This window comes from Amantichitinum ursilacus, assembly GCF_001294205.1.
GTDB classification, from domain to species: Bacteria; Pseudomonadota; Gammaproteobacteria; order Burkholderiales; family Chitinibacteraceae; genus Amantichitinum; species Amantichitinum ursilacus.
Genome location: NZ_LAQT01000001.1, coordinates 418556 through 432225 on the forward strand (window position 1 = coordinate 418556; position 13670 = coordinate 432225).

Genomic DNA, 13670 nt, shown 5'->3' on the forward strand with positions numbered 1-13670 from the left:
ACAATTAAAAAATCCGGTTCAAACCGAGGCCAATGACGTGGCAAATAAAATCAAAAGCAAGCAGTTCTGGGTGGGGCGTGGAATCGCTGCGGGGATGTTGGGCGTTGCCCTTGCTGTCATAGGAATGGGCAGCGCGATAGCAACGGTGCCGACTGACCCGTCCAACTACACGCGAACAACCAGCTATGCCTATGACACCACCTATGGCGAGCTGGTTACGCAAACGGAGGAGCCCTCGGTGGCCGACCATTGCGTTGCTGCGACCATCACCGGCTGGGACGCCTATGGCAATCGTCCATCTCAACAGCAGGCCAACTGCGCCAGTGCGCCGACGGCCGCGACGTTCGCCACGCATCTGACCACCGCCACTTACACGGGTGGCGCAGCGGTTACGATCAATGGTGTGTCGGTGGTTGCAGTGCCGGGCGCGTTTGCCTACACGGTGACGAAAACGCTGCCGCGCGCTACGGTCGCCAATCAGCCGCTTTCACAAACGGTGACCACCAGCTACGATCCGCGCTTTGGCGTGCTACTGAAGCAGACCGACACCAACGGCATCACCAGCAGTTGGGCAGTGGATGACTTTGGCCGCACCACGCTCGAGATCCGTCCCGACGGCACGCGCCTCGCGCATTACTACTGCACGTTGGCGACGGCGGGTCTGGACACCAGTGGCAACACCGCAGGCTGCCCGACGCCCGCAGCGGGCGAAGCACCCGCTGACGCAATCAGCATGGAACATCGTGAGCTGCGCAGCGCCGCGGGCGCAAAGATCGGCGCCTATACGCGGGTGTTTTATGATCGCAACGGGCGCGAATTGCGCACCAGCACCGAAGCATTTGATGGCGCCAGCCAGCCCGGCACGGCCAGCCTGATTGCCACCGATACGATCTATACCAACTACGGCCCTAAATACATTCAGAGCCGGCCGTACTTCCTCGGCAACAAGTCGTCCACCACTGGCGGCAGCAACGACGTCGGCCTGGTGTTGTTTGGCTATGACGCGTTAGGGCGTGTGATCACGGTCGTCAACGCCGACAACAGCGCTCCGGCGCAAGCGGGCTTCGGCCCCAACTTTGGGGCGCGCAACGCGGCATACACGTCCACGGTGTACTCGGGTCTCAAAGTGACGACTTACGATGACCAGGGCCACATCAAGATTGAAGAAAAAGACATCACCGGCCGCACCGCCCGCATTACCGATGATTACGGCGCGCAGATGTCTTATGGCTATGACGCGTTCGGCAACGTGTTGCTGGTGCAAGATGCCTTGCATAACCAGATCACGGCGAAGTTCGATATCCGCGGCCAGCGGGTCAGCCTGAATGATCCTGATGCCGGTACGTGGACCTATTGCCATGACGCGCTGGGCCAACTGACCGCGCAACAGAACAGCACGATGCGGGCAACATCTGGCGCCAGCAGCACGTGCCCGTCGCAAACCGCGGACGCCACCAATGTAGCGGCAACCAAAGTGACAGGCTGGAGCACATTCGCCTATGACGGGCTGGGCCGGCTAACGCAACGTTACGATCCCGAATCACTGGCCAGCTGGAGTTATGACGTCCACCAAGATGGCAGCGCCTGCGCAGGCGGCATCGGCCAGTTGTGCAGCAGCACCAGCAATACCGGCAGTGCAAAGAACTTTGCCTTTGATGGTCTGGGCCGCGTGGTGGCCGAACGCGATGACACCGGCACCGGGCAAGACGCATTCATACTGGGCTATGGCTATGACGCCACCACCGGGTACCTAAGCACCAAAACGTATCCTACCGGCTTGCAAGTCAAATACGCCTATACCCCGAGGGGCTATACCGAAAAGCTGTTGTTGAATACCGCCGCCACGTTGACGCCATTGCCGAATGCGCAAGGCACGACGGCCAGCAGCGCATCGTTGCCCGCCGGTTCGGTGCTGTGGCAGGGCGCCGTGCGCAATGCGTGGGGCGACTTCGAAAAGCAGACGCTGGGTAACGGCACCATCGCGTCCACCGCATTTACGCCCAGCCGTGGCCAGGTCAAGTCGATTGCCGTCGCGCTCGGCGCGGCTGCCCCCACAATCATGAACCAGAGCTACAGCTGGGATTCCGTCCGCAACCTGACCGGCCGTACCGATGCGCTGGGCGACGGCAAGAACGGTGCGGTTACCGAAGCGCTGCTCTACGACCACCTTAACCGTCTGGTGGACTACAAGGTCTCCGCCGTCAACGTACCCAACCAGAACCGCGAAGTATTGCTGAACTACAACGCGGTGGGCGATTTGCTCTACAAGAGCGACGTGGGCGCGTTTACCTATGGCAATGGCAATGGCCCCGGCGTAATCCGGCCGCATGCCGTCACCGACCTGTTTGATTCGACCAATATCGATCACAAGTTTGGCTACGACAATAACGGCAACCTGGTAACCACCTCGGCGGAAAAATACGCCTCGGTGGCCTACACCAGCTTTAACCTACCCGATGGCAGTGCCGGTATCAAAAGCAAAGACACCGGTCTGCAATACACGTACGCCTATGACGTCGACCACGCACGCATTTTCGAAACCCGCATTTCACCGCAGGGCACCCGCACCACGCGTTACGTAAACCCCGACAACGCGGGCGGGCTTGGCTTTGAACGAGAAGTAGACACGGTCTCCGGCGCCACTATCCAGACCAACCGACATTATCTAAGCGTGAATGGCGAAGCCATCGGCATGCTGGCCAGCACGGGTGCGGTGCCCGCTTTGGTCGCAGGATCGCTGTCGGTACCTTCGATCAGCAGCATTGCGCTGAACAAAGTGGAGTACTGGCACAAAGACTTCCAGGGCTCGATCGCCGCGGCCACCGACCAGGCTGGCACTCTGACCGCCGCCTATGCGTATGACCCGTTTGGCAAGCGCCGTTACACCGACGGCAACTACGATGCCGCCGGCAAAATCGTGGTGGACTGGAGCGATACCACCAATGCTGGCACGGGTCGTGGCTACACCGGCCACGAGCAGATGGACGACATCGGTCTGGTGCACATGAATGGGCGGATCTATGACCCGAATGTGTCACGGATGCTGCAGGCTGATCCGGATATCACGGATATCACCAACCTGCAGAATACGAACCGGTATAGCTATGTGTTGAACAACCCGATGCGGTGGGTTGACCCGACTGGATATTCAGCACAGCCGGAAATTATTTATAACAGCGGGGTAGCCGGCAGCGACGATCTAGAGGGAAAACCAAGCGGCTCTGCAAATGGACGGATTGATTTCCAGATTCAAGCCGCTATAACGGCAGCTTCTACGCCATACAGCAGTAACAGCTACAATAATTACGGATGGTCATCGCTGGCATATTCCGGCCAGACAAGCGTCGGTGGTGGAGCGGGTGTTCCTTCAAGCTTTACCATGCTTGCGGGTGATTATGGCATCACGGATGCAGTTCGCACGGCATGGCGGGCGGCGCTGGCAGGAGAGGAGTTCTTCGACGGTGGGTTTGGAGCGCGGGCCGCCGCCGCATATGCCCGCGGCGAGTACACGGCCACCGCAGTGTATGAGTTGGCGGGAACCGTTTCAGTGGCTCAAACGATGCTGACTGATGGTTTGACCGGTGTTGAACGAGCCGTGGCGGCGATAGGTGTAGAGGCTGCCGCAGCGAAAGTCGCGGCAAAGACAGCAGAAGCAGGTTTTGCCAGTGAGGCAAAACTATTAAGCCACTTTGAAAAGCACGGAGCGGAATTTGGTGCAAAGAATGCGAATGATTATTTGCAGATTGGGAAAGACATAATGCAGTACGGCGATGAGATTCAATATGTATACAAAGGCGAAACTCGCACTGGATTTGCGCAATTTATGGGAAATAGGGCAAATGGCGCGTCCAAATTTGGGTTCGTTGGAACGAACGCAGATGGTGCGATAACGACGATTCATACCGAGAGCGGTAATAGCTTTTGGAAGATGCTTAATGGCAGTCTCGACAAGACGATATATCCCGTACCATGAATTATTTGGCGAAAATAAAGCGACTGAGCAGCGACGTAGAAGAAGAAGTGGTTCTTTGTATTAACGACATTGAAATCACATGCTTTGCAAACGTCTGCCCTTACACACTAGAGGATGGTGAGGCGTATCGCGTTGAGCTGACTCCGCAAGTTTTTAATGACTATGTGGTAAGTGAGACCAACGAAGGCGTTACCTCCGCGATTAACCGAGTAGGCAATGGCTTTTCGTATATCCTTAAAGGAAGGCTGGCGGGAAATAAATTGGATGCAGGCGGAATTGTGTTTGAAGACGAGATGCTGCTGAGCCAGTTTGGTTATCTTGACGGAAAATTTATCTCATGGAATGTTGACCGGATAGATGTCGAGTTTCTCTCAAATGATTAGGTCTTTGTATTTGTAAGCAATTATCTTTCATGGAAGAGCTGGTGCTAAGAGATTCGCGCCGGCTTTTTGTTGCCGAGATACTAAAGGCACTGACATTTATCCAGGAATTTTGGCAACTGCACTGTGCAAATATCGTCAAGGTGTGTGGCCTTTGATTGAAGAATTCGTTAGGGACATTGATCGTCTCGATGTGCCGGAAGCGCGCGTCCGGCTTTACGAAAAGGCACAAAAAAATCAGGGCGGCTTGGTCCGGATTTTATTGGTATGAACACCCAGTACCTTGGGCTATCTAGCAAAATTAACGTATTTGGACGATGACACCACAGAAGTGGTTTTGCTTGCCAATGACATTGAGAGCACCTGCTTTACCGATATATATCCGGGATGGAAGAGGTGTGTGGCGGCTATCTGGCACGTTCATACGACAGATTTCAGCGATGATGCGGTTAGTGAGGTAAATGGCAACCGATTTTTCAATTACCAAGTTTGGTGATGAATTTTCGTATGTGCTTAAGCGAGGCTCTCCGGGAACCGAATCGATGTCGGAGGTGTGTATTCTGAAGACGATTTTTTGTTAAGTGGATTCGGCGGTCTTAAAGGTAAGTTTGTTTCTTGGGCTGTGGACCAGACCAATGTCGGGGTCTTATCGAGCCAGTAAGCCTGGTCACGGGTCATCCGTTTGCCTTACTGCCTCCGTGCCCGTTGACGACGTCCGACGGTTTTCTTGGTCGGGGCGGGTGCCGGACCAAAAGGACCAAAAGGAACAAAGGCCGAGGCGCGGGCCAGATCCAAGCGCATTCGTTCGGATGAAATTAGATTTTTGCTAACGTGAGGCGCCGCCGCACCGCCCACCCCACCAACCCCAAAACCAGCGCCGGCCCCCAAACCCAAACCGCCTCCGACCCCAGCACATGCGCGAAGCGCTCGGTAAACACCCGGCTAACGCCAATCGGTGACACCGCGATCACCTGCCACGGAAAAAACACCCGTTCATTCGACAGGGGCCAGAACAGCGCGACGCCGCTGCCGCCGTCGGTGCACATATCCAACAGTGGGTGCGATACCGTGGCGATAAACACGAACAGCGCAGCGCGCAGGCGCGTGGTGTGCAGTTTGCGGGCGGCCCAGAGCGCCAGCAGCGCGATCACCAGTGCAAAGCAGATCGAATGCGTAAAGCCGCGGTGGCTGTAGGGGGTGCCGAACGGGATGCCGAACAGCAGGCCCGCGGTGTCGGCGTCGGGCAGCATCGAGGCGGCGATGCCGGTCAGCAAAAGTCTGCGCGAGATAATGCGGCGGCCGAGCGCGATGCCGGTGGTGAGCGGGACGGCGGCGTGGGAGATGATGGTGGGCATGCGGCGGCGCGGACCTTGGGTGGCGTTGGCGCAACATACCATGCGTCATAGAAAACGCCACGCGGCTGGCGTGGCGTTCTCGCGGGCGGGCGGACAAATCAGAACAGTCGCACCCCGATTTTTGCGGGTTTGCTGCGATCCGTTCATTTTGACTAATAGGGCATCCCCGCCTGCCTCATCAGATCAATACAGCGGCGTGCCCGCCGCGTAGGCCTTCTTGAACGAAGCCCAATCCAGGTTCACCTGGTCCGCATACCCAAACGCAAAGTTCACCAGTTCCGTCTTCAAGCCCGCCTGGCTGGTCACCGCGTTCAGAATCTCGGTTTCGATGGCGTACGGCACCACGCTGCTGTCGTAATCCTGGTCGGCGAGGGCATGCGCGCTGGCCAGGGCCTGGCCGATATAGGTCATGGCGGTGTTCAGTTTGCTGGCGCTAGACAAATCGGTGTAGTCGAAGTCTTCAGCAAACGGCGATTTCTCGTGCACATAGTACGGCACGCCATTGATGCTGGTGTAGCCGATCAGTACATCGGCGTTCAGCACGAGCGCTTTGGCGGTGCGGGCTACTCGGTCGCCTTCATTGTTGGCGTAGTCGCCGGTGCTCAAGCCGGCCGGGTTGGCGATGGCGACGTCGCTGGTGGCTTCCTGTTTCAGTTCGATAATCACGTCGTCCGAGGTCGATGTCGACGGGCCTTCCAGCAGAGCGTAGTAACGCAAGCGGCCCAGACTGCCGGTGCCAGAGCCCAGTTTTTGCCGTACATCTTTCACCGTGTAAAAGCTGGCGGCGTATTGCTTGCCGCTGGAGATCGTCGACACATAGGTCGCCACGGCCGCGACCACCGCGTTGTAAGTGGCGGTGCCTGGTTTCACCAGCGTGGACGAGGTCAGAAAAGTGCGTTTGCTGCTGCTCACCGTGCTGTATTTAGCCAGCAGATCGCTGCGTTTATCTTCCGCCGCGGCGCTGATGACGTCTTTAACCACGCTGCTGGTATTGCTGGTGGTCAGCTGGAATGTCTTCTCGGTACTGCTGCCGTTAAACGCGCCCAGTTGCGTCAGGTAGGCCGTCACCAGCGTATTGATGGCGGTGGTGATATCAGCGTCCTTGATGCCGTTTTCGCGGCCGGCCAGTACTACGCTGGTGGCGGCGCGGCGCAGGTCCCACACGTATTGGCCCAGATAGCCGGTGTCGTAATCATTAACGCCAAATACGGCTTTGCCCGCGCTGTCTTGCCATGCGCCAAAGTTGCCGATGTGGGTATCGCCGCCGATCCACGTATGCGCCGTGGCGCTGTTGGCATAGGCCGAGGCGGGCAGGGTGGTCATGTCGTGAAAGAAGATGTCCGCGGTGCCGCGATAAAACGAATAGGCGCTGCTGTTCATGGTCGACATTTTGGTGGCCAGGTCGGCGCTGTCGGTGGTCGCGTAAATGTGGTTGTAGTTATAAACGTCATTCACCACCCATGTGTCGCGCGTGGTGGCGGCGTGGCTGGCGGCCGCCAGGGTCAGCGCCAGCAGCGCGCTCAATGTTTTGATTTTGTTCATGCAGGTCATCTCCATCGTGTTCTTGTTGAGTTGGGCACCCGTTGCTGGGCGGCGCTATTACGCCCTGGGCAGATGACAGGCTGAAGACGTCCGGATGGTCAGTTGTACATTTGTATTTGCGCACACAGGCTGACGCGATGCTGGTTTTGCATTACGCTGGATTTCACTCGCTATAACTACAAACAGAATCTGCTTACATGGGCAAATCTTCGCGTCGCAAGGCGCAACGGGCCGACGCCCCCGTTGCGAACGCACCGCTGGAGTCAACCGACACGTCCGCCACGCCCGCGCCACCGGCCGCGGCGGGCAAGGCGCGTTGGTGGTTATGGCTATTGGCGGCGTTGGTGCTTGCAGCGCTGGCGGGCTTCTGGGTGCATCAGTTCCGCAGCCAGGACAGCGGCCCCGCTGCGGCTATGCCCACGTCCGCCCTGCACGCGCAGTTTGTGGACGAGCAAAAATGCGTGGCCTGTCATAGCGCGCAATTTGGCCAGTGGAAAGATTCGCACCACGCCCAGGCCATGAAAGTGGCCAGCGCGCAAACCGTGCTGGGCAATTTCGATAACGCCACCTTTGATTACAACGGCGTCACCACGCGCTTTTATAAAAAAGGCGCTGAATTTCGCGTGCAAACCGATGGCCCGGATGGCAAGCCGGGTGACTTCAAAGTCATCCACACTTTTGGCCTCGCGCCGCTGCAGCAATATCTGATCGAAATGCCCGGTGGCCGTATGCAGGCGCTGGGGATTGCCTGGAATGTCGATAAAAAACAATGGTTTCACCTCTATCCGCACGACAAGCTGACCGCCGCGGATGAGCTGCACTGGACGCGCCCGGCGCAAAACGCCAACTTTATGTGCGTCGAATGCCACGTCACCAATATGAAGCGCAATTACAGCGCGGTGGATGACAGTTTCAAATCCACCTGGAATTCACTGGGCGTAGGCTGCCAGGCCTGCCACGGGCCGGCCTCCAATCATCTGGCCTGGGCTGCCAAAACGCCGCACGAAACGGTTAAAGGCGCGGGTTTTGATGTGCCGCTGAAAAACGCGCCGCAAACCACCGTGCTGGAAACCTGCGCCCGCTGCCACGCCCGCCGTGCGCCGCTGGATGATGGCTTTAACCATAAAAACCGGCTGGCCGATGATTATTCGATGAGCTTGCTGACCGCGCAGTTGTATGAGGTGGACGGGCACTTTAAGGCCGAGGATTTCGAGTCCGGCTCGTTTGCGCAAAGCAAGATGTTTATGAAGGGCGTGACTTGCGTCGATTGCCATAATCCGCATACCGGCGAATTACGCGCCCAAGGCAATGCGGTGTGCCTGCAATGCCATAACGCCAGCGGCCCCATCCAGCGGCCGGGTCTCGATACCAGCACATTGCAGCGCAAGGATTACGACACGCCCGAGCACACGCATCATCCCAAAGGCAGTCCCGGCGCGACCTGCGTGGCGTGTCATATGCCCGGCAAGTTCTATATGGAAATCGATTTCCGCCACGACCACGCGCTGACCATTCCGCGCCCCGATCTTAGCCGCGAGCTGGGCACGCCCAACGCGTGTAACGAATGCCATAAAGACAAGACGCCGGAATGGGCCGCCAAACAAATCGAAAGCTGGTTTGGCAAGCAAACACATCCGCCCAGCTTTGGCGAAATGATGTCCAGTCTGCGCCACGGCAAAATCGGTGCGGCCGATGTACTGAATACGCTGGTGCTGGACCCGACCATTCCGCCGCTGCGCCGCGCCACCGCGTTGGAAGAAGCGGCGCGCTATCCCGGCAACGCTACGACGCGCGTGGTAACGCTGGCGTTGAAAGATGCGGACCCACTGGTGCGCAGCGCCGCCGTGGACGCCAGCGGCATGTGGCCACCCGAAGCGCGCCAGCCCTTGCTGACGCCCTTGCTCACCGATCCGGTGCGCCAGGTCCGGATCAGCGTGGCGCGGCAGTTGGTGGACGTGCGCGATCAACTGGGCGCGGCGCGGCCGCAGTGGGACAAAGCCATCGCCGAATATCGCGCCGTGCAGAATGCGCTGGCTGAGCGCGCCGAAGCGCAGACCAATCTGGCCAGCCTGGACCGCGACCTGGGCCAGCACGATGCCGCGCAGCAGGCGCTGGCGCGTGCGCTCAAGCTCAACCCCGACTTTTTGCCGGCGATTACGCTGCAGGCCGATTATTTGTCGGCGGCGGGGCAGGATCAGCAAAGCGTGGCGGTACTGCAAAGCGCGCTGGCCAAACATACCGATTCGGGCTTGCTGTATCACGCGCTGGGGCTGGCGCAAATCCGCGCCGGGGATCGCGTTGGCGCACTCGTTTCGCTCAAGACGGCGTGGCAGAAATCGCCTGATGACGCGTTGTACGGCTTTGTCTACGCGGTGGCTTTGCACGATACCGGCGACGTGAAAGGCGCAATCCGCCAGCTCGACGCCGTGATGCAAAAACATCCCGAACATCGGGACAGCGCCATGACGGCCGTGCGCTATCGCATCGAAGCCAACGACACCGTCGGCGCGCAGGCAATTGCGCAGCATTGGCTGGAAATCAACCCGGGCGAACCGTCGCTGGCGCGCACCGGCAAAGCCAGCGCCCCGGCGCAGGGCGGTTAAAACACATTGAAATTGGCGCTGCATCAGCCAGGATAAGGCACACCCTTTACGCGAGGAAACGCACCATGCAACGCATATCCGGTTCTCTCTGGCGCTGGTGGTCTGGCCTGTTGTTGTGCCTGACATTAAGCGCGGTGGCGCAGGCCGACAGCGTGTTGCCGTCGTGGCGCGATCGCACTGCACGTACCGCGATCATTGCGTTTGTGCAGGCCACCACCACGCAAGGTTCGCCCGATTTTGTGCCCCCCGCCGAGCGCATTGCCGTGTTCGATAACGACGGCACCTTGTGGAGCGAACAGCCGTTGTATTTTCAGGGCGCGTTTGCGTTTGACCGCATCAAGGCCATGGCGCCCGACCATCCGGAATGGGCCAGCAAAGAGCTGTTTGCTTCGGTGCTGAAAGGCGATTACAAAACCGCGCTGGCCGGTGGCGAAAAGGCGCTGGGCCAGATCATCCTGACCACGCATGCGGGCATGACGTCGGACCAGTTCAATGCCATCGTGGCCGACTGGCTGCGCACGGCAAAACATCCGCGCTTTAAACGGCCGTACAACGAGCTGGTGTATCAACCGATGCTGGAAGTGCTGGGCTACCTGCGCGCCAATGGTTACAAAACCTTTATCGTTTCGGGTGGCGGCGCGGAATTCATGCGCGTGTTTGCCGAGCAAACCTACGGCGTGCCGCCCGAACAAGTGATTGGCAGCACCATCAAAACCCATTTTGAATTGCGCGATGGCAAGGCGGTGATCGTGCGCGATCCGGATATCGACAGCATCGACGATGGCCCGGGCAAGCCGGTGGGCATTGCGCGCTATATCGGTCGCGCGCCGATCATTGCGTTTGGTAATTCGGATGGCGATTTGCAGATGCTGCAATACACCACGCAAAGCAGCAGCAAAAAGCGGCTGGGCGTGATCATCCACCACACCGATGCCGATCGCGAATTTGCCTACGACCGCAAATCCATCAACGGCAAGCTGGATAAAGCGCTCGATCTGGCGCAAAGCAGCGGCTGGATCGTGGTGGATATGAAAAACGACTGGTCGCGCATTTATCCGTTCGAGCAATAAACCCAGCGCATTCCCAACCTGCACCCGGAAACCCGATGGCCCGACGTTCTGCCCGCACCGCCCCACGCCAGGTTGAGATTGCGCTTGAAGCTGGCGTTAACGCCACGCCACGTTCGCCCAGCACCGCGCTGCCGCTGGAATGGCTGCTGGCCGCGCTGTTGCTGGTCTCCGGCCTCAGCGCGCTGGTGTACCAGGTGGTGTGGATCAAGCAACTGGCCCTGGTGGTGGGGGTGGATGTGTATGCGGTCACCACTGGCGTCAGCGCGTTCTTTATGGGCCTGGCCTTGGGCGGCGCGCTGTGGGGGCGTTGGGCGGACCGCAGCGCGCGGCCGTTGTGGCTGTACGCGGCGCTGGAGCTGGCGGTGGGCGTCACGGGCATGGCCGCCACGGGGTTGCTCGGCCAGGCCGCGCCGTGGTTTGTGGCGCTGCAAAGCCATGTCGGCCCGCTGGCGTGGGCCTTGCCATTTGTGTTGATTGGCGTGCCCGCGCTGTTAATGGGCGGCACCTTGCCCGCCTTGATCAGCGCCGCCGCGCCGCTGGCCGGGCGGCTGGCGCATGCGGGTGGACGTCTGTATGCGGCCAATACGCTCGGTGCGGTGTTCGGCGCGCTGGCCTGTACCTTTGTGCTGATTCCGGCTTTGGGCGTGCAGGGCACCGCGCTGGCGGCGGCGACACTGAATGTGCTGCTGGCATTCGCCGCCTATGCGCTGACTTCGCAGGTGCCAGTCCGTACGCAGCAAGCCAGCGCCATCCCGACGCCCACCCCAGTCAGCGCGCAACAACACCTGGCCGTCGGCCTCTACGCTGTGGCGGGCGGCGTGGCGCTGGGCTACGAAATCATCTGGTCGCAAACCATCGTGCAATTTATGAGCACGCGCAGCTTTGCCTTCAGCATCGTGCTGGCCACGTATCTCACCGGCCTGATGCTGGGCAGCGCCCTTTACGCGCGCCATGCCGACCGCGTGCGTAATCCGTGGCTGTGGTTTGGTTTGCTGATTGCCGCCGCAGGCTTGCTGGCCTTGCTGCAAGTGGCCGGATTGGGCGGCTGGTTGCTGGCCGCGCAATCGTCGGTGGCGGCATGGGTGCGCGACAGCGGCGGCACGGATCTGCAAGTAATGTGCGCGCGTTTTTTACTGGCGGCGGTGTGCGTGGTGTTGCTGCCGACCATTCTGCTGGGCGCGGCGTTTCCGGCGGCCTTGCGCTTGTGCGTGCAGCCGGGACAGGTCGGGCGCGATGTTGGGCGGGTATTGGCGCTGAATACGGCGGGCGGCATCGTCGGCACCTTTGTCACCGGCTTTGTGCTGGTCCCCGGATTGGGTCTGGTGCACACGCTGGCGGTGCTGGCCGGCGTGGCCGTCGCGATCGCCTTGCTGGCGGTGTGGCAGCAACCGGCGCGCGGCCCACGCCTGGCTGTGGGGACGCTGGCGCTGCTGGTCATCGGCCTGGGCGTGCTCACACCGGCAGATAGTCTGGCGCGGCTGCTGACGGTGGCGCGCGGTGGCAAGCTGGTGTCGTTTGAAGAAAGCCCGGGCGGCACGGTGGCCGTGCTGGAGCAGGGCGGTTTTCGGCGTCTGTATATCGCGGGCGTATCCAATTCGGGCGATGTGATGGCGTCGCGGCGCTATATGCGGCTGCAGGCCCTGCTGCCGCTGCTGGTACACCACGGCGAGCCGAAATCTACCCTGGTGATTGCGCTGGGCACCGGCATTACCGCGGGCGCGATGACGCAATATCCAGGGTTGCAACATCGCGTCACCGCCGAGCTATTGCCCGCTGTGGCGCGCGCGGTGCCGCTGTTTAAGGGCAACTACAACGTCACGCACGATCCGGGCAGCGAAATCCGCATTCACGATGGCCGCCACGAACTGCTGCGCAATCCGCAGCGCTATGACGTCATCACGCTGGAGCCCCCGCCGCCGTCGGCTGCAGGCGTGGTCAATCTGTATTCGCGTGATTTTTACGCGCTGGCACGCAGCCGCATGCAGCCCGACGGCGTGTTTGCGCAATGGTTGCCGATTGCCACGCAAAACGACGAAGACACCCGCTCGCTGGTGCGCAGTTTTATCGACGTGTTTCCCAACGCGTCGCTGTGGACCACCGAGCTGCACGAGATGTTGCTGGTGGGCTCGGCCGAGCCGATGCCGTTAAACGCCGCGCAGATCAGCGCGCGCTTTAACCAGCCCACGGTGCGCCAGGCGCTCGGCGAGGTCGGCATCGACTCACCCGCCGCGTTGTTATCCACCTGGGTCACCGATGCGGATGGACTTCGCCGCTACGTCGACAATGCCCCCGCGGTGACCGACGACCGACCGTTGATCGAATACGCCACGTGGGTGCGCCCGCGTGAAATCAGCCGGGTTTTGCCCGCCTTGCTGGCGTTGCATGTGGAGGTGCCACTGCCCGACGCCACCCCCGCACTGCGTAGCGAGATTGAGCAGCGCAGGCTGGCCTTGATGGATTTCTACGCTGCCGGGCTGGCGGCCTATGCCGGTGACCGCGAAAGCTGGGCCAACGCGCTGCAGCGCGCGCTGGCAGCCGATCCGGACAACCGATATTTCGTACAATTTGAAGGCGGCAAGTAGATATCCGTGTGCTATAGACATCTGACAGTCAGTATTTGTCAGACTAAAAACCACGCCCGAGTTCGAGGTCTCTGACAGCAACTGGCGACGACAACCGCCCGGCGCATTTAGCCGAAACAACCGCCTTGCTGGGCGGTAGATGCTGTTAATCCACACTCGGGAGAA

General features: G+C 59.9%; 7 protein-coding genes. 5 read left to right on the forward strand and 2 right to left on the reverse strand.

Translation table 11 applies throughout. The features are described from left to right. Window positions 1-124 precede the first annotated feature (124 nt). Window positions 125-3973 carry an RHS repeat-associated core domain-containing protein gene (locus tag WG78_RS01775; protein ID WP_053936058.1) on the forward strand — a complete coding sequence of 1283 codons (3849 nt, stop codon included), beginning with the start codon at window positions 125-127 and terminating at the stop codon, window positions 3971-3973. Further along, window positions 3970-4356, forward strand: coding sequence for a UCP019853 family protein (locus WG78_RS01780; protein ID WP_053936059.1), 387 nt, complete (start codon window positions 3970-3972; stop codon window positions 4354-4356). The genes WG78_RS01775 and WG78_RS01780 overlap by 4 nt, the downstream gene beginning before the upstream one ends. 812 nt (window positions 4357-5168) lie before the next feature. On the opposite strand, the gene WG78_RS01785 is transcribed toward WG78_RS01780, so the two are convergent. Together WG78_RS01785 and WG78_RS01790 are read right to left on the reverse strand one after the other, a co-directional pair. Continuing rightward, window positions 5169-5708 (reverse strand): metal-dependent hydrolase, encoded by a 540-nt coding sequence (locus WG78_RS01785; RefSeq protein WP_053936184.1) that lies wholly within the window; start codon window positions 5706-5708, stop codon window positions 5169-5171. A 183-nt stretch (window positions 5709-5891) separates the two neighbouring features. Continuing rightward, window positions 5892-7250, reverse strand: a complete 1359-nt coding sequence (locus tag WG78_RS01790) for a DUF2252 domain-containing protein (RefSeq protein ID WP_053936060.1) — start codon at window positions 7248-7250, stop codon at window positions 5892-5894. Between the two features lie 197 nt (window positions 7251-7447). On the opposite strand from WG78_RS01790, the gene WG78_RS01795 reads away from it, so the two are divergent. The 3 genes from WG78_RS01795 to WG78_RS01805 all read left to right on the forward strand — a co-directional run bounded on the left by WG78_RS01795 (window position 7448) and on the right by WG78_RS01805 (window position 13505). Next, entirely contained in the window at window positions 7448-9853 is a 2406-nt protein-coding gene (locus WG78_RS01795; RefSeq protein ID WP_201782322.1) for a multiheme c-type cytochrome, read from the forward strand. A gap of 65 nt (window positions 9854-9918) precedes the next feature. Next, window positions 9919-10923 carry an HAD family hydrolase gene (locus WG78_RS01800; RefSeq protein WP_053936061.1) on the forward strand — a complete coding sequence of 335 codons (1005 nt, stop codon included), beginning with the start codon at window positions 9919-9921 and terminating at the stop codon, window positions 10921-10923. 35 nt (window positions 10924-10958) lie between these two features. After that, window positions 10959-13505, forward strand: a complete 2547-nt coding sequence (locus tag WG78_RS01805; protein ID WP_053936062.1) for a fused MFS/spermidine synthase — start codon at window positions 10959-10961, stop codon at window positions 13503-13505. Window positions 13506-13670: the final 165 nt, after the last annotated feature.

Excerpts from the sequence above, each read along its gene's own strand:
- WG78_RS01790 (WP_053936060.1), bottom strand. The coding sequence starts at position 7,250 with ATGAACAAAATCAAAACATTGAGCGCGCTGCTGGCGCTGACCCTGGCG.
- WG78_RS01800 (WP_053936061.1), top strand. The coding sequence starts at position 9,919 with ATGCAACGCATATCCGGTTCTCTCTGGCGCTGGTGGTCTGGCCTGTTG.
- WG78_RS01785 (WP_053936184.1), bottom strand. The coding sequence starts at position 5,708 with ATGCCCACCATCATCTCCCACGCCGCCGTCCCGCTCACCACCGGCATC.
- WG78_RS01795 (WP_201782322.1), top strand. The coding sequence starts at position 7,448 with ATGGGCAAATCTTCGCGTCGCAAGGCGCAACGGGCCGACGCCCCCGTT.
- WG78_RS01780 (WP_053936059.1), top strand. The coding sequence starts at position 3,970 with ATGAATTATTTGGCGAAAATAAAGCGACTGAGCAGCGACGTAGAAGAA.
- WG78_RS01775 (WP_053936058.1), top strand. The coding sequence starts at position 125 with ATGGGCAGCGCGATAGCAACGGTGCCGACTGACCCGTCCAACTACACG.
- WG78_RS01805 (WP_053936062.1), top strand. The coding sequence starts at position 10,959 with ATGGCCCGACGTTCTGCCCGCACCGCCCCACGCCAGGTTGAGATTGCG.